At 68.3% G+C, this 16,179-nt stretch carries 14 protein-coding genes; 6 read left to right on the plus strand and 8 right to left on the minus strand.

Annotation, left to right across the window (positions count from 1 at the left end):
- Window positions 1-210: 210 nt before the first annotated feature.
- Window positions 211-1,746 carry an amino acid permease gene (locus APZ15_RS20660; protein WP_027790938.1) on the minus strand — a complete coding sequence of 512 codons (1,536 nt, stop codon included), beginning with the start codon at window positions 1,744-1,746 and terminating at the stop codon, window positions 211-213.
- Window positions 1,747-2,344: 598 nt separating this feature from the next.
- Between APZ15_RS20660 and APZ15_RS20665 the strand changes: the two genes are divergently transcribed.
- The 3 genes from APZ15_RS20665 to argG all read left to right on the plus strand — a co-directional run bounded on the left by APZ15_RS20665 (window position 2,345) and on the right by argG (window position 6,774).
- Window positions 2,345-3,877, plus strand: a complete 1,533-nt coding sequence (locus APZ15_RS20665; protein ID WP_027790937.1) for a GGDEF domain-containing protein — start codon at window positions 2,345-2,347, stop codon at window positions 3,875-3,877.
- Window positions 3,878-4,040: 163 nt separating this feature from the next.
- A complete protein-coding gene (locus APZ15_RS20670) occupies window positions 4,041-5,111 on the plus strand; it encodes an FUSC family protein (protein WP_027790936.1) in 1,071 nt (356 codons plus the stop codon).
- Window positions 5,112-5,439: 328 nt separating this feature from the next.
- Window positions 5,440-6,774 carry an argininosuccinate synthase gene (gene argG / locus APZ15_RS20675; protein ID WP_021157353.1) on the plus strand — a complete coding sequence of 445 codons (1,335 nt, stop codon included), beginning with the start codon at window positions 5,440-5,442 and terminating at the stop codon, window positions 6,772-6,774.
- A 271-nt stretch (window positions 6,775-7,045) separates the two neighbouring features.
- Here argG and APZ15_RS20680 read toward each other — a convergent pair whose 3' ends face one another.
- Together APZ15_RS20680 and APZ15_RS20685 are read right to left on the minus strand one after the other, a co-directional pair.
- Window positions 7,046-8,356, minus strand: coding sequence for an MFS transporter (locus APZ15_RS20680; RefSeq protein ID WP_027790935.1), 1,311 nt, complete (start codon window positions 8,354-8,356; stop codon window positions 7,046-7,048).
- 218 nt (window positions 8,357-8,574) lie between these two features.
- A complete protein-coding gene (locus tag APZ15_RS20685; protein WP_027790934.1) occupies window positions 8,575-9,657 on the minus strand; it encodes a tartrate dehydrogenase in 1,083 nt (360 codons plus the stop codon).
- A gap of 108 nt (window positions 9,658-9,765) precedes the next feature.
- On the opposite strand from APZ15_RS20685, the gene APZ15_RS20690 reads away from it, so the two are divergent.
- Entirely contained in the window at window positions 9,766-10,698 is a 933-nt protein-coding gene (locus APZ15_RS20690) for a LysR substrate-binding domain-containing protein (protein WP_027790933.1), read from the plus strand.
- 264 nt (window positions 10,699-10,962) lie between these two features.
- On the opposite strand, the gene APZ15_RS20695 is transcribed toward APZ15_RS20690, so the two are convergent.
- From APZ15_RS20695 to APZ15_RS20705, 3 genes are all read right to left on the minus strand, one after another.
- Entirely contained in the window at window positions 10,963-11,955 is a 993-nt protein-coding gene (locus APZ15_RS20695; RefSeq protein WP_027790932.1) for a LysR family transcriptional regulator, read from the minus strand.
- Window positions 11,956-12,054: 99 nt separating this feature from the next.
- Complete coding sequence (locus tag APZ15_RS20700; protein ID WP_027790931.1) at window positions 12,055-12,474, minus strand: ATP--cob(I)alamin adenosyltransferase; 420 nt, start codon at window positions 12,472-12,474, stop codon at window positions 12,055-12,057.
- Window positions 12,475-12,596: 122 nt separating this feature from the next.
- Complete coding sequence (locus APZ15_RS20705) at window positions 12,597-13,397, minus strand: AraC family transcriptional regulator (RefSeq protein WP_027790930.1); 801 nt, start codon at window positions 13,395-13,397, stop codon at window positions 12,597-12,599.
- A gap of 181 nt (window positions 13,398-13,578) precedes the next feature.
- Between APZ15_RS20705 and APZ15_RS20710 the strand changes: the two genes are divergently transcribed.
- The gene (locus tag APZ15_RS20710) at window positions 13,579-14,205 is read left to right on the plus strand and encodes a LysE family translocator (RefSeq protein ID WP_027790929.1); all 627 of its coding nucleotides are present in this window, start codon (window positions 13,579-13,581) and stop codon (window positions 14,203-14,205) included.
- Between the two features lie 13 nt (window positions 14,206-14,218).
- On the plus strand, window positions 14,219-14,983 hold the full coding sequence (locus APZ15_RS20715; RefSeq protein WP_027790928.1) for a class I SAM-dependent methyltransferase: 765 nt from the start codon (window positions 14,219-14,221) through the stop codon (window positions 14,981-14,983).
- 19 nt (window positions 14,984-15,002) lie between these two features.
- Here APZ15_RS20715 and APZ15_RS20720 read toward each other — a convergent pair whose 3' ends face one another.
- On the minus strand, window positions 15,003-15,692 hold the full coding sequence (locus tag APZ15_RS20720; RefSeq protein ID WP_027790927.1) for a DUF2848 domain-containing protein: 690 nt from the start codon (window positions 15,690-15,692) through the stop codon (window positions 15,003-15,005).
- A gap of 71 nt (window positions 15,693-15,763) precedes the next feature.
- Window positions 15,764-16,150, minus strand: a complete 387-nt coding sequence (locus APZ15_RS20725; RefSeq protein WP_027790926.1) for a hypothetical protein — start codon at window positions 16,148-16,150, stop codon at window positions 15,764-15,766.
- Between the last annotated feature and the right edge of the window lie 29 nt (window positions 16,151-16,179).

Here is a 16,179-nt window from a genome sequence, read left to right on the forward strand (position 1 = left end):
AAAACGCCGGGCATCTCGCCGGCCGCCGCACCGCGCGCGCGCCGGATGCCGATCCGCGCTGCGCGCCCCGCGCCGGCCGGGCCATGGCCCGGTAGGGTCGGGCAATATAACCGGCTTTGACCCCGTGCAGGCAAAAGCCGGGCAAAAAAAACGGGAAGCGCGCGGCTTCCCGTTTCGTCGCATGCCGCGCGGCTGTACGCCGCGCCCGCGTCAACCCGCGGTTTCGCGGTTCGCCACCGGCTGCCGCTGCGCGCCGCGGCTCGCGGCGATCCACGGCGCGATTTCCATGTCCTCGTAGCGCACGAAACGGCTCTTCTTCAGGAACCGGAAGCCGAGCCACACGACGAGGAACAGCGGAATGCCGATATAGGTCGCGGCCACGCCGGCCCAGTCGATCCGGTTCGCGAGGAACGCCTGATAGTCCTGCCCGAGCGCGATCACTAGGCACAGCACGAATGCGAACAGCGGGCCGAACGGGAACCACTTCGACTGGTACGGCAGCTGGTCGAGCGCGTAGCCCTGCTTCACGTACCCCTTGCGGAACCGGTAGTGGCTGACCGCGATGCCGAGCCATGCGATGAAGCCCGTCATCCCCGACGTGTTCAGCAGCCACAGGTACACGGTCTTGTCGCCGTACAGCGACGTGAAGAAGCACAGCGCGCCGACGGCCGTCGTCGCGTACAGCGCGTTGCGCGGCACGCCGCCGCGCGACAGCTTCGCGAAGATCCTCGGCGCACGGCCTTCGGTCGCGAGGTTGTAGAGCATCCGCGTGGACGCGTACATGCCCGAGTTGCCGGCCGACAGCACGGCCGTCAGGATCACCGCGTTCATCACGCCGGCCGCGAATGCGAGGCCCGCGTGGCGGAACACGAGCGTGAACGGGCTCACGCCGATGTCGGTCACGTCCGTCTTCAGCAGGTTCGGGTCGGTATAGGGAATCAGCACGCCGATCACGAAGATCGCGAACACGTAGAACAGCAGGATCCGCCAGAATACCTGGCGCACCGCGCGCGGGATCGTCGTGCGCGGGTTTTCCGATTCGCCGGCCGCGACGCCGATCAGCTCGGTGCCCTGGAACGAGAAGCCGGCGATCATCGCGACGCCCATCAACGCCGGCAGGCCGCCCGCGAACGGCGCGTCGCCGATCGTCAGGTTGCCCCAGCCGTTGCCCGGCGCGCCCTTCAGAATGCCGAAGATCATCAGCAGGCCGACGCCGATGAACGCGACCACGGTGACGACCTTGATCAGCGCGAACCAGTATTCGGCCTCACCGAAGCCGCGCACGGTCAGCGCGTTGAGCAGGAACATCACGCCGAGGAACGCCGCGCTCCACCACACGCCCGGGACGTCCGGAAACCAGTAATGCATCACGAGCTGCGCGGCGACGAGCTCCACCGCGATCGTCACGGCCCAGTTGTACCAGTAGTTCCAGCCGAGCGCGAAACCGAAGCCCTCGTCCACGTATTTCGCGCCGTAGGTCGCGAACGAGCCCGACACCGGCATGAACGCGGCCATTTCGCCGAGGCTCGTCATCAGGAAATAGACCATCAGGCCGATCAGCATGTACGCGACCATCGCGCCGCCGGGGCCGGCCTGCGAGATCGACGCGCCGGACGCGACGAACAGGCCCGTGCCGATCGAGCCGCCGATGGCGATCATCGTCAGGTGGCGCGCCTTCAGCGCGCGATGAAGCTTGGGTGGGTTCGCGGACGAACCGGGTTGGTCGGATTTCGGAAGTGCGGACATAAACGAGACGAACGTTGAGCGGGCCGGCATCCGTAGCCGGCGCATGCGGAATCGGAGCGCGGGGCGCGTCCTGCGATGCATTCGATGCGGCCCCGATACGCGTTGCGCGGCGGGCGCCTGCGGCGAAGCGCGGATTCTACCTGATTCGTCACGGGGACAGCTCGGGTGCCGCCGCCCGCGGCCGCTCCGGAGATTTCGCAGAATCAAGGGGTTGGCCGCGTCGCGACCGGGTCAGGCCGGGCCGTCGCCGCGCTCCGGTGCAAAAAACCTGCACTCCGGGCGGTCATCCCGTTTTCCTCTCCCAGGTGTTTCTCCACTGCCTTGTCGCAATCCGCCAGCTACCACGCCGGCATACATAATCGCCGGGTAATCACGGGATTATTCAGACAAAATGACCGATATCGGCAATTGATTCAAATCAAATCACTCGCACCTAAAGCGGTAACGATGCGTAACCGTTTTGAATCACCGCCCCGGCATGCATGTTTTGCATGCGCACACGAATGTCTGGAATTCGCGAGATAATGCGGCCCGATTCGAAATCAACAGCGAGCGGAATCGCCAACGACGCGAAATCCGCCGCCCGCCACCCTCGAGGATGAAGTCATTCACGCTGCCCGCCACGCTGCGCCGCCATACGGCGTCGATCGTGGCACGCATTCTGTCGCCCCGCGGCGTACTCGTTGCGGGGATTTTGCTGCTGATGTTCAGCTGGGGGCTTTCCACGGCGCTTTTAATCGAGGCGCGGCGCGATGCATATGACCATGCGGTCGAAAATGCACGCAACCTGATGCTGCTGATCGAACGCGATATCGCGCGCAATATCGAGCTCTACGATTTGTCGCTGCAGAACGTCCTCGACGGCGTGGCCGATCCGGAACTGACGACATTGCCGCCCCGCCAGCGCCATCGGCTGCTGTTCGACCGCGCCGCCACCGGCGAATATCTCGGGTCGCTGTTCGTGATGGATGCGCACGGCAATATCGTGATCGATTCGAGCGCGTCGCCCGCGCGGCAAGGCAACTTTGCGGATCGCGACTATTTCACCGTGCACCGCAACGATGTCGCGCAGGGCCTCTACATCAGCCGGCCGTACGCATCCCGGCTGCGCGGCGGCGCGCTGACGATCGCGCTCAGCCGCCGGATCACGCTGCCCGACGGCTCGTTCGGCGGCATCGTCGTCGGCACGCTCAGCATCGACTACTTCCGCGCGCTGCTCGACGGCCTCGCGGTCGGCAAGCACGGCAGCGCGGCAATCGCCGAGCTCAACGGCACGCTCGTGAGCCGCCTGCCCTACGACGCGCGCGTGGTCGGCATCGACCTGCGCAGGTCGCCGCTGTTCATCGAGGCGCTGCGCAGGCGGGAAGGCGTGCTGTCGGGCGTCGGCAGCATCGACGGCGTGCGGCGCGTCTATGTTTACAAGCATCTCGCCGGCCTGCCGCTGATCGTCGACGTCGCGCCCGCCGAGGTCGACATCTACGCGTCGTGGCGCCACCGCGCGATCTGGACCGTCGTGCTGATGTGCCTGTTCACCGGGTTCATCGCGTGGGGATCGCTGGCGCTGTCGCGCGAACTGACGCGCCGGCAGGTCGCCGAATCGAAGCTGTACCGGCTCGCGCACACCGATGCGCTGACGGGCCTCGACAACCGCGGCACGTTCGACACGGTGCTCGCGAAGGAGGCGCAGCGTGCGTCACGCAGCGGCCGCCCGCTGTCGGTGCTGTTCGTCGACGTCGATCACTTCAAGGCGTTCAACGACTACTACGGCCACCCGGCCGGCGACGACGTGCTGCGGCGCGTCGCGCAAACCGCGTCGCGCTGCCTGCGTCGCGACGGCGATCACGTCGCGCGCTACGGCGGCGAAGAATTCGTCGTCACGCTGCCCGACACCGATGCGCAAGGCGCGCTGACCGTCGCCGAAGGCATCCGGCGCGCGATCGCGGAGCTCGGCATCGAGCACGTGAAAAGCCCGTACGGGCGTGTCACGGCGAGCATCGGCGCGGCGACCGCCGCCGACGGCCGCCTGAACGCCGCGACGCTGCTGCGGCGTGCCGACGAGGCGCTGTACCGCGCGAAGTCCGGCGGACGCAACCGCGTGCTGGAAGCGCGGCCGGGCACCGCGGACGCATGACATCGCGCTGACGTGACGCGAAACCGCGCGGCGGCCGGCCCCGCCGGACGACCGCGCCGTGGACAGCCCTGCCGCGTTCGGCTAGCGTTACGTCTGCTGCGCATGCGGCGCGGCGCCGGCCCGCGCAGGCCGCGATGCGCGTTCCGGCCACTCCAGCTCCGTCATGACCACCCCGTTCCCTGCCCGGCTGCCTCCGCTCCTGCGCAACGCGCTCCGCCCGCTGCTCGACCCGTACCGCCGCTACCGGCACGCGAAGCTGATCCATGCGGCGCGCGTCGCGCTCGCGATTCTCGTGTCGATCGCGCTGTCCACCGGCCTGAACGTGCCGCACGGCGAGTGGTCGACGATTACCGTGCTGATCGTCGTCGGCGGGCTGCAGCATCACGGCAACATCCGCAAGAAGGCGGCCGAGCGCGCGCTCGGCACGTCGATCGGCGCGCTCGCGGGGCTCGGGCTGATCCTGCTGTATTCCGCCGCGCACGCACCGATCGCGATCTACCTGCTGATGGCGCTCGCGTGCGGCATCTGCGCGTATCACGCGATCGGCAAGGCCGGCTATATCGCGCTGCTGTCGGCGATCACGATGGTGATCGTCGCCGGGCACGGCGACAACGAGATCGTCGACGGCCTGTGGCGCGCGGTGAACGTGCTGATCGGCATCGCGATCGCGCTGGCGTTCTCGTTCGCGCTGCCGCTCTATGCCACCTACTCGTGGCGCTACAAGCTCGCCGACGCGCTGCGCGCGTGCGCGGCCGTGCATGCGCGGGTCGCGGGCGACCGCCAGGTGAGCGACGACGCGCACCTGAAGGAAATGGCCGCGCTGAGCGCGCTGCTCGTACAGCTGCGTTCGCTGATGCCGTCGGTGTCGAAGGAATGCGAGACGTCGATGACGCAGCTCGAGGCGATCCAGCGCAGCCTGCGCCTGTGCATCGGCTATCTGGAGATCCTGTCGAGCGCGGTGCCGGCCCGCGACGACGTCGCGGCCCGCGAATACATGCGCGTCGACATGAAGGCCGTGAACCGGCGCATCCGCGATACGCTGGTCGGCGCGAGCCGCGCGCTCAAGTTCGGCACGCCGAGCCGGCTCGCGCCGCGCCGCCGGCCGGCCGACCCACCGCACGACGCACCGCCGCCGCAGCTGTCCGGCTACGTGTCGATCACGGCCAAGCTGGCCGTGGAAGTCGACCAGTTGCGCGAGAAGCTGCTCGACACCGCGCAGTCGTGGAACATCTGACGCTCGCGGGCATCCGGGCTTCACGCCGACGCCTTTCATATTCCTTTCGGATCGGCGCGCCGGCATCCTGACCGCTGCAGCCCCGCCATTCGGCCGATCCGGCCCCGGAAACACGGCCGGCGTCCGGGCTCATCGGCGCCTGATTTGCCGTGATTTCGCGCCGCCCCGGGCGGCGTTCTCCACCCGGTTAACCGCCCGTCAGGCCCGCCGCGACAGGCCCGGCGACGGTTCCGGACGAAAATCAACCCTTGCCCCAACCTCCCGGACAGCCGATACTCGCATATTCCGCGAAATACGATCCCACCGGCTTCAATCCACGGTAATTCCTATGAGCACGATTCTCGAAAGCCTCCCGACCGGCCAGAAGGTCGGTATCGCCTTCTCCGGCGGCCTGGACACCAGCGCAGCGCTGCACTGGATGAAACTCAAGGGCGCCGTCCCGTACGCATACACGGCGAACCTCGGCCAGCCCGACGAAGACGATTACGACGCGATCCCGAAACGCGCGATCGAATACGGCGCAGCCGGCGCCCGCCTGATCGACTGCCGCGCGCAGCTCGTCGCAGAAGGCATCGCGGCGCTGCAAAGCGGCGCGTTCCACATCACGACGGCCGGCGTCACGTACTTCAACACCACGCCGATCGGCCGCGCCGTGACGGGCACGATGCTCGTCGCCGCGATGAAGGAAGACGGCGTCAACATCTGGGGCGACGGCAGCACGTACAAGGGCAACGACATCGAGCGCTTCTACCGCTACGGCCTGCTCGTGAACCCGGATCTGAAGATCTACAAGCCGTGGCTCGACCAGACGTTCATCGACGAGCTCGGCGGCCGTGCCGAAATGTCCGAATTCATGAACCAGGCAGGCTTCGCGTACAAGATGTCGGCCGAGAAGGCCTACTCGACCGATTCGAACCTGCTCGGCGCGACGCACGAAGCGAAGGATCTCGAAAGCCTCGAGAGCGGCATCAAGATCGTGAACCCGATCATGGGCGTCGCGTTCTGGCGCGACGACGTGAAGATCGCCGCGGAAGAAGTGACGGTGCGCTTCGAAGCCGGCCAGCCGGTCGCGCTGAACGGCGTCGAGTTCACCGACCCGGTCGAGCTGCTGCTGGAAGCGAACCGCATCGGCGGCCGTCACGGCCTCGGCATGAGCGACCAGATCGAAAACCGGATCATCGAGGCGAAGAGCCGCGGCATCTACGAAGCCCCGGGCCTCGCGCTGCTGTACATCGCGTACGAGCGTCTGGTCACCGGCATCCACAACGAAGACACGATCGAGCAGTATCGCGAGAACGGCCGCCGTCTCGGCCGCCTGCTGTACCAGGGCCGCTGGTTCGACCCGCAGGCGATCATGCTGCGTGAAACGGCCCAGCGCTGGGTCGCGCGCGCGATCACCGGCGAAGTGAAGATCGAACTGCGCCGCGGCAACGACTACTCGATCCTGAGCACGAAGTCGCCGAACCTCACGTACCAGCCGGAACGCCTGTCGATGGAGAAGGTGGCATCGACGTTCTCGCCGCGCGACCGGATCGGCCAGCTGACGATGCGCAACCTCGACATCACCGATACGCGCGACAAGCTGCGCGTGTATTCGCAAGTCGGGCTGCTGACGCCGGGCGAAGCATCGGCGCTGCCGCAGATCAAGGGCGACGACAAGTAAGTCGCCTCGCTCGACGCCGTGCCGCATCGCTGGATGCGGCACGGCCGGGCAGGCTGCGCGGGTTGATCCTCTTCTTCACGCACGCAGCCTGCCGCTCCCTCCCTCTCCCCCGCCTTTCCGCTTCCCCTTCCGCAATTGCATCACGCCGCGTAGCGCACCGACGGCACGGCACCGCCGCACCAGTCATGGCAAGCTGCGAGTCATCTCGATGCATGAAGCCGGGCGTGCTCGCGATACGCGCCGGCCCGGCGTCCCGGCCCACCGGCCGCGCCTACGAGTGATGCCGCACGCCCGGCACGGCCGCTTCCCTCGCACCCTTGCGGCTCAGCATCAGCGTGACGACCGCCGACACCGCGAGCGTGCCCGCCACCACGTAGAGCCCCGCGGCATAACCGCCCGTCACGTGCTTCAGCCAGCCGATCGCGAACGGCCCGACGAACCCGCCGAGGTTGCCGATCGAGTTGATCATCGCGATGCCGGCCGCCGCGCCGGCACCCGACAGGAAAGCGCTCGGCATCGCCCACAGCGGCGCCTTCGCGGCACTGATCCCGATGTTGACGACGACCAGCGCGAGCACGGTGAGCAGCGCGGTGCCCGCCTGCCCCGCAAACACGAAGCCGATGCACGCGAGCACGCACGGAATCACGACGTGCCAGGTGCGCTCGCCGCTGCGATCCGAATGCCGCGCCCAGGCGATCATCGCGACGACCGCGGCGATGCTCGGGATGCCGGTGAGCAGACCCGTCTGCAGCGCGGTGAAGCCGAACTGCTTGACCATCAACGGCGCCCACAGGCCGAGCGTGTACAGCCCCGCCGACGTGCCGAAGTAGATCAGCGCAAGCGCCAGCACGCGCGGATCGCGCAGCGCCTGCCACGCGCCGGCGGTATGTCCGGCATGCGTGTGGCGCGCATCGGCTTCGGCTTTCAGCTTCGCGACCAGCCAGTCGCGCTCGCCCGCCCGCAGCCATGCGGCCTTCGACGGCGAATCGGTCAGGCACCTGAGCACGACGAAGCCGAGCACGACCGCCGGCAGCGCTTCGACGATGTACAGCATCTGCCAGTCGGCGAGCCCGAACATCGGCGGCATCTGCATGATCGCGCCCGACAGCGGCGAACCGATCGCGGTCGAGATCGGCGCGGCCGCCATGAACCACGCGGCGGCCACCGCGCGCTGCTTCGCGGGAAACCACAGGCTCAGGTACAGGATGATGCCGGGGAAGAATCCGGCCTCGGCCATGCCGAGCAGGAAGCGCAGCACGTAGAAGCTCGTCGGCCCGGACGCGAATGCGGACACGGCCGACACGATCCCCCACGTGATCATCACGCGTGCGATCCAGATGCGCGCGCCGACGCGATGAAGAATCAGGTTGGACGGCACTTCGAACAGGAAGTAGCCGATGAAGAACAGGCCGCCGCCGAACCCGAACGCGGTCGGCGACAGGCCGATCGCCTTGTTCATCGTCATCGCGGCAAAGCCGACGTTGACGCGATCGAGAAAGCTGACGAAATAAAGCAGCATCACGAACGGAATGATGCGCCACATCAGTTTCCGCGCGACGCGGGTTTCCAGATCCGCTTGCATGTGTCTCCTCCTTCGAGGTCGAGCCGTGCTCTGTCCGTGAATGCTCGCCGGTGCCGCCGCGAAACGGGCGCCGGGGCGCCCGGGTGCCCGGCTCGCGTCGGATGCGCGAGTCGCGGGCAGGAAAACGGGGGAACGATGAACGGGAGACAGCCGGTGACCGGTTGCGCACGCGCGCCGCCGCTAAGTCGCGGCCCGCCCGCCCATCGCCGCCCGTGTCATCAGGCGGCGATCGCCGCGTTCGCGACACGCTCGCAGACAGCCGCCGTCACCTGCGCGGTCGTCGCGCTGCCGCCGAGATCGCGCGTGTGCAGCGACGGGTCGGACGTCACCGCCTCGATCGCCTGCATCACGCGCGCGGCGGCTTCCGCTTCGCCGAGGTGGTCGAGCAGCATCACGACCGACCAGAACGTGCCGACCGGATTCGCGAGCCCCTTGCCCATGATGTCGAACGCGGAGCCATGGATCGGCTCGAACATCGACGGATAACGGCGCTCGGGATCGATGTTGCCGGTCGGTGCGATGCCGAGGCTGCCGGCGAGCGCGGCCGCGAGATCGCTGAGGATGTCCGCGTGCAGGTTGGTCGCGACGATCGTGTCGAGCGACGCCGGCCGGTTGACCATGCGCGCGGTCGCCGCGTCGACAAGCTCCTTGTCCCACGTCACGTCGGGAAACTCCTGCGCGACCTGCTTCGCGATCTCGTCCCACATCACCATCGCGTGCCGCTGCGCGTTGCTCTTCGTGATCACGGTCAGCAGCTTGCGCGGACGCGACTGCGCGAGTCGGAACGCGAAGCGCATGATGCGTTCGACGCCGGCGCGCGTGAGGATCGACACGTCGGTCGCGGCCTCGATCGGATGGCCCTGGTGCACACGGCCGCCGACGCCCGCATATTCGCCCTCGGAATTCTCGCGGACGATCACCCAGTTCAGGTCGCCGGGCCCGCAGCGCTTCAGCGGCGCGTCGATACCGGGCAGGATGCGCGTCGGTCGCACGTTCGCATACTGGTCGAAGCCCTGGCAGATCTTCAGGCGCAGTCCCCACAGCGTCACGTGATCGGGCACCTCGGGGTCACCCGCCGAGCCGAACAGGATCGCGTCCTTGCCGCGCAGCGCGTCGAGGCCGTCGGCCGGCATCATCGCGCCGTGCTCGCGGTAGTAATCGGCGCCCCAGTCGAAATCCTCGAACTCGAACGCGAAGCGGTCGCTGCCGCGGGCCAACGCCTCCAGCACCTGCTTGCCGGCCGGCACCACTTCCTTGCCGATCCCGTCGCCGGGAATCGTTGCGATACGGTAGGTCTTCATGCGCACATCCTCGATTGATCATCAGCGTGGAGGCACTTTACCGAACCAGGAGTGCAGGAACCGGTGCTAGACTCAAAGCATCTTTAACTTGAATTCATGAATCCCGTCATGGCGGATACCGTCCAGCCGGCCGATCTCGGCTTCTTCTCGACGCTCGCCGCCTCCGGCAGCCTCAGCGCGGCCGCGCGCGAACTCGGGCTAACCGCGGCGGCCGTCAGCAAGCGGCTCACGCAGATGGAACGGCGCGCGGGCGTCACGCTGGTGAACCGCACGACGCGGCGGATGATGCTGACGCCGGAAGGCGACGTGTATCTCGACTACGCGCGCCGGATCCTCGACCAGATGGACGAACTCGGCGAGTTGCTCGGCAGCGCGAAGCAGCGTCCGAAGGGGTTGCTGCGCGTGAATGCGACGCTCGGTTTCGGGCGCAGCCACGTCGGCCCGGCGATTTCGCGCTTCGTCGCGCGGTATCCGGAAGTGTCGGTGCAACTGCAGTTGTCGGTGATGCCGCCGCCGCTCACCGACGACGCGTTCGACGTGTGCATCCGCTTCGGCGAACCGCCCGATTCGCGTGTCGTCGCGCGGCGGCTCGCACCGAACCGCCGGCTGCTGTGCGCGGCGCCCGCGTATCTCGCGCGGCACGGCACCCCGGGCACGCCGCACGACCTGACGCGGCACAACTGCATCGGCATCCGCCAGGGGGACGAGGGTTACGGCGTCTGGCGCCTGACGAGCGGGCGCGGCACGGCGCGTTATACGGAAGCCGTGCGGATCAACGGCAACCTGACGACGAACGACGGCGAGATCGCCGTGAAGTGGGCGCTCGACGGGCACGGGATCCTGATGCGCGCGGAATGGGATCTGCGCGACTACCTCGCCGACGGGCGCCTGGTCGTCGTGCTGCCCGATCACGAAACGCCGGGCGCCGACATTTATGCGGTGTATGCGCAGCGTCACCAGATGTCAGCGCGGATTCGGGCGTTCGTGGATTTTCTGGCGGAGGAGCTGGGGCGGTTGAGGACGGTGCAGGAAAAACCGTAAGGCCGGATCAAGCCGCCGTCGCCATATGCGTGCGGCACCGACGACGCTCGACGGCCGAATCGCCCCGCACGTGGCCACGGTTCGCTCCGCATGCGCACGGGCTTGTCTCGCCAGGGTGGGCATCAAAAGGCAAATATTCTGGCGAAACACGGCTCACGATCGCCAGAATATTTGCATCTCGATGCACCGCCCCCGAGCAGGCGCACATGGCCGCCGCATTTCGCCTCGCGAACGATTGACCGCCCTTCGTTCAGCGCTCCCCGTTCACGCCACTGCCACCTGACTCCCCTCGCGATCGTTCATCTCGACGACTTCCGGCACCAGTTGTCGCGCCATGGCCCCCGCGACGGCCACGCCCTCCCGGTCCCGTTCAAACCGCTCGACGATCCAGTCGACGAACGCGCGCACGCCGGGCGACACATGCGGGCGCTTCACGTACACGGCCGATACCGCGATCGCACCCGGCCGCCAGCGCGGCAGCACTTCCCGCAACCGCCCCGCGTCGATCAGCGGCTGCGCGGCGACGCGCGGCGGCTGGATCAGCCCGAGGCCATGCACGCCGCACGCCAGGTACGCCTGCTCGTCCTCCACACTGACGATCCCGTCGAGCCGCACCTTGCGCACCGCGCCATCGACGAGGAAATCGAGTTCGGCCGTACGCTGCCCCGGAACCGACGACGTGCCGACCGCACGATGCACGGCCAGATCGTCGAGCGTGCGCGGTGCGCCGTGGCGGTCGAGATACGCGGGGCTCGCGCATGTCACGCGCTCGAGCGTGCCGAGCCGGCGCGCAACGAGCGACGAATCGGGCAGTTCGCCAAGCTGGACGCTGCAGTCGATCGCGTCGCCGATGCGATCGGCCGGGCGCCCGGATACGCCCAGCGTCAGCGCCAGATCGGGATGCCGTGCATGGAACTCGCCGAGCGCGGGCAGCACGATCGCGTCCGCGACCGCCGCCGGCAGCTCGACGCGCAGCGGCCCGCTCGGGTGCAGGGCGGCGCCGCGAATGCTGGCCTCGAGCTCGTCGACGTCGGCCGTGATGCGCACGCAGCGCCGGTAATACGCGTCGCCTTCGGGCGTCGCCCGCAGCGCGCGCGTCGTACGCACCAGCAACGGCATGCCGAGCGCCGTTTCGAGCTCCTGCACGGTCCGCGTCGCGGTGGCGCGCGAAATGCCGAGCGCCTGCGCCGCGCGCGTAAAGCTGTTCATTTCGACGATGCGCGTGAAGATGCGCATCGCGCGGATCGGATTGTCCACCGGACACCCCTGCATGTTTGCCGCATGCCGCGGCGCACGCTTGCGCGCCCGCCGTGCATGCGTATCGAGGAACGCCGCGCCGCCGGCGCGGCAGACGGTTCAGCCGTTCGCCGCCGCGGCGCCGCGCGCCGGGTCGTCGAGCAGCCGTTGCGCCAGCGCGAGTGCGTCGTCGCGGGTGGCGGCCGCGTTCAGCGGATAACCCCAGACCTTCTCGAACGCGCCCGAGAACGCGTCGAGCGCCGCGCGCCGCGCGGCGTCGGGCTCGATCGCGATCATCGCTGAGATCCATTCGTGCGACTGCGCGCGGTTGGCCTTGCTCCACTTCGCGAGCTGCTTGCGCAACTCGTGATCGTCGGCGCCGCGTTCATTGCCGGACGGCGCATCGTCGGTCAGAAGAACGAACGGTTCGCGACGCGCGAGCAATGCGTCGAGTTCGGCGATCAGGCGGGCGGGGTCGGTGTGCGTCGAACCGGTGTAACGCAACCAGACAAACGGGAATTCGGTCGTGGTGATGTGCATGTCGGCCTCCAGATGAGAACGATTCTCATTTTATGGATCAAGGCCCGCGGCGTCATTTATCGTCCCGGCCAACCGCTTGCCCGATCCGGCCAATCGCGCCCGAATGGCGTGAGTCGCGCGGTTCAGCGTTGCCGGTCGGTCAGGAATTGCGTCGGCGACTTGCCGGTCGCCTTGCGGAACATCGTCACGAAGCTGCTCGCGCTCTCGTAGCCGAGCTCGATCGCGATCTGGTGCACGCGGCGGCCGGTCGTCAGCATCCGCAGCGACAGCGCGACGTGCAGCCGCCGGCGCCAGTCGCCGAGGCTCATCCCGAGCTCCTTCGCCGCGAGCCGCGTCAGGCTGCGCTCGCTGATGCCCGCGCGCCGCGCGAGCTCGGCCAGCGGCGACTTGTCGGCCGGATCGGCGAGCAGATGGTCGATCAGCTTGCGCAGCCGGCGATCGGCGGGCATCGGCAGGTACAGGTCCTCGACCGGTGCGGCGACGAGTTCGTCGAGCAGCGTCGCCATCAGCCGCCCCTGCGGCCCGTCGACGTCGTACAGGTTCGGAAAGCTCGCCGCCTTCAGCAGCAGTTCGCGCAGCAGCGGCGACACCGACAGCGTGCAGCAGCGCGCGGGGAGGTCGAGGGCGGCATCCGGTTCGACCAGCACCGCGTAGAACGTCGCGCCGGCCGAGCCGCGCGCCGCGTGCGGAACGTCGCCCGGAATCCATACCGTGCATTGCGGCGGCGCGCTCCACACGCCGCCGTCGATCTCGCAATAGATGACGCCGCTCAACGTGTAGAGCAACTGCGCCTGCGGATGGCTGTGCCGCTCGAGCCGCCATTCGGGCTCGACGACCGAGCCGCCGAACACGACGAGCGGACGCGGCACGTGGAAGACTTCGTCATCCGCTGCGGGATCGGTGGTCGGAGGAAGCTGGCGCATGAAACGGTGGACGATGGAGGAAGCCGGACGCCCTGCCCGCGCGTCCTTTCGTGCTTATACCAGAAAGGCGCCGGCGCGGCCCTGCCGCCCGGGCGGGTGCCCGCGCGGCGTCTGCAGCCGCCTGCCGATGCGAATACAACGCCCCGATCCCCCGCCGCCGCACCCACCTGCCGGAGCCGTCATGTTCGACCTGACCACGCTGACCACCTTCACGGCCGTCGTCCTGGGCCTGTTCCTGATTCCCGGCCCCGCCGTGCTGCTCGTGCTGAGCCGCACCGTGCAGGGCGGCCGCAAGACCGGCATCCTGACCGGCCTCGGCGTCGCCAGCGGCGACTTCGTGCATACGCTGTTCGCGGCCGTCGGCCTGTCGGCGCTGCTGATGACGTCGGCGCTCGCGTTCAATGTCGTGAAGGTGATCGGCGCCGCGTACCTGATCTATCTCGGCGTGCGCGCGCTGCTGGAGAAGCCGTCCGATCCGTCGCTGCCGAGCGTATCGCCCGTCACCCCGCTCAAGGCGTACCTGCAGGCGATTCCCGCCGAGGTGCTGAATCCGAAGACGGCGCTGTTCTTCCTCGCGTTCATGCCGCAATTCGTGCATCCGGAACGCGGCTCGACGTTCGTGCAGTTCGCGGTGCTCGGGCTGATCTTCGTCGTGCTCAGCTCGCTCTACACGACGCTGATCGCCTGCTCGATCCGTCCGCTCGGCCGCATCGTGAAGCGGCTCACGTGGCTCACGCGCTGGCAGGGGAAGATCATCGGCTCGATCTTCATCGCGCTCGGGCTGCGCGTGGCCGTGCAGCAGCGCTGACACGCACGGCCGCATGACGTCCGCCGCCACGCCCGCCGGCGAAGCGCTCTACACCGACCCGCGCCTCGTCGCGGTCTACGACCTGTTCAACGCGGGCGATCGGGATTTCGCGTTCTACGCGTCCGTGATCGGCGCCGCACGCCGACGCATCCTCGACCTCGGCTGCGGCACCGGCACGTTCGCGCGCCGGCTCGCGGCAGCCGGGCACGACGTCGTGGCGATCGATCCCGCGCCGGCGATGATCGAATACGCCCGACGCCAGCCGGGCGCCGACGCGGTCCACTGGCTTGCGTGCGGGCTCGACGGCCTGCCGCCCGACGCGCCGCCGTTCGATGCGGTCGTGATGACCGGGCATGCGTTCCAGTGCCTGCTGACCGACGCCGAAATCGATACGACGCTGCGCGGTGCGCGGCGCGTGCTCACCGACGGCGGCCGCTTCCTGTTCGAGACCCGCAATCCGCGCATCGCGCCGTGGCGTGCATGGACGCCGGCACATTCGGCACGCAGCGTCGAATCGCGCGAATCGGGCATCGTCGACCTGCATCATGCGGTGCGCTCCGTGGACGGCGCGATCGTCACGTTCGACACGCATTACCGCTTCCGCCGCGACGACACGGTGCTGACGAACGCGAGCCGGCTGCGCTTCATCACTCAACCCGACTTGCGGCAGCGCGTGATCGCGGCCGGATTCTCGTCGGCCGAGTGGTACGGCGACTGGCAGCACGCGCCGTTCGACGCTGCGACCAGCGCGGAGATCATCGCGATCTGCCGCGCGTGAGTGCGCGTTCCCGACCGCGTCAGCCCGCCACCGGCAGCGTGTCCACCGCATACACATGCCGCAGCGTGCGGCCCAGCACCGGGTCGTCCAGCTCGACCTCGAACCGCTCGGCCGGCCGGATGCCGCCGATCGCCGCCAGCGTGCCGCACAGCATCGCGGTGCCGTCGACGAAGCGGCCGTCGTGGCGCGCGAACTGCGCGAGCAGGTCGTCCGGTGCGCGCATCGTGCTCACCTTGCCTTCCTGGTACAGCACGCGCTCGCCGTCGATCGTCGCGTAGGCGCGCAGCACGAGCTGATCCCAGTGCCCGGCCACGTCGTCGAGCTTCCACAGCGTGTTCGCGCACGGCTTGCCGCACATCTGCTTCGACACCGTGATCCCGTACGTCTCGACCTCGCGGTCGGTGTGATCGGACGCGATGCCGACGAACGTCTCGCCGCCGTCGCGCACCAGCACGAATTCCGCTTCGCCGCTGCTCTGCCCGCCCGACACCTGGATTGCGGGCGACGGATCGAGGCGGTCGGCCGCAACGCGGTAGAACACGGGCGTCGTCGCCGGGCGCTTGACGCCCAGTTCCTCCAGCTCGCGGATGTGCTTCTCCATGGCGACCGTGTCGCGGCCGGTCCAGCCCGCGATCACGAGCGTGTCGATCGCGATCGCACGCTCGGTGCGGCCGTCGCGACCGTCGATCGCAAACGTGATGGTTTTCATCGAATGCTCCTCGTAGCGGGCAGCGCACGCGCGATGCGGCGCCGCCCGCGATGTGTCGTGAATGGCCGGGCTCAGGCCGGGTCGTAGTAGTGAATCTCCAGCAGCACGCAGCCGCCGTTCGACTTGAACGGGCCGTGCCATGCGCCGGGCGGGCGCACCGCATACGTGTAGCCCTTGAACGGCGTGCCGCCGTTGCCGTGTTCGTCGTTGCCGACGGTCAGGTCGCCTTCGACGAGAAACACCTCTTCCCAGTAGTCGTGCACGAACGGCTTCTTCGTATGCAGCCCGGCCGGCAGGCGCAGCAGGCGCGTGCGGCTGCCGCGCTTCCGCTCGGTGTCGAGCGCGCCGGACAGGATCAGTTCCTGCGCGCCGGAGGCCGGGTCATAGCCTTCCGGCAGTTGCCAGTCGCGCTGCGCGTCCAGCGTATGGAATTCGTCGTGAAGCTTATTGATGGCCATCTGTCTCTCCTGTGGCGATAGCGGATGAG

The sequence above is a fragment of the Burkholderia cepacia ATCC 25416 genome (assembly GCF_001411495.1).
In the GTDB taxonomy this organism is placed as follows: Bacteria; Pseudomonadota; Gammaproteobacteria; order Burkholderiales; family Burkholderiaceae; genus Burkholderia; species Burkholderia cepacia.

Coding starts and splice junctions, on each gene's coding strand:
- APZ15_RS20660 (WP_027790938.1), bottom strand. CDS start 1,746: ATGTCCGCACTTCCGAAATCCGACCAACCCGGTTCGTCCGCGAACCCA.
- APZ15_RS20665 (WP_027790937.1), top strand. CDS start 2,345: ATGAAGTCATTCACGCTGCCCGCCACGCTGCGCCGCCATACGGCGTCG.
- APZ15_RS20670 (WP_027790936.1), top strand. CDS start 4,041: ATGACCACCCCGTTCCCTGCCCGGCTGCCTCCGCTCCTGCGCAACGCG.
- argG (WP_021157353.1), top strand. CDS start 5,440: ATGAGCACGATTCTCGAAAGCCTCCCGACCGGCCAGAAGGTCGGTATC.
- APZ15_RS20680 (WP_027790935.1), bottom strand. CDS start 8,356: ATGCAAGCGGATCTGGAAACCCGCGTCGCGCGGAAACTGATGTGGCGC.
- APZ15_RS20685 (WP_027790934.1), bottom strand. CDS start 9,657: ATGAAGACCTACCGTATCGCAACGATTCCCGGCGACGGGATCGGCAAG.
- APZ15_RS20690 (WP_027790933.1), top strand. CDS start 9,766: ATGGCGGATACCGTCCAGCCGGCCGATCTCGGCTTCTTCTCGACGCTC.
- APZ15_RS20700 (WP_027790931.1), bottom strand. CDS start 12,474: ATGCACATCACCACGACCGAATTCCCGTTTGTCTGGTTGCGTTACACC.
- APZ15_RS20705 (WP_027790930.1), bottom strand. CDS start 13,397: ATGCGCCAGCTTCCTCCGACCACCGATCCCGCAGCGGATGACGAAGTC.
- APZ15_RS20710 (WP_027790929.1), top strand. CDS start 13,579: ATGTTCGACCTGACCACGCTGACCACCTTCACGGCCGTCGTCCTGGGC.
- APZ15_RS20715 (WP_027790928.1), top strand. CDS start 14,219: ATGACGTCCGCCGCCACGCCCGCCGGCGAAGCGCTCTACACCGACCCG.
- APZ15_RS20720 (WP_027790927.1), bottom strand. CDS start 15,692: ATGAAAACCATCACGTTTGCGATCGACGGTCGCGACGGCCGCACCGAG.
- APZ15_RS20725 (WP_027790926.1), bottom strand. CDS start 16,150: ATGGCCATCAATAAGCTTCACGACGAATTCCATACGCTGGACGCGCAG.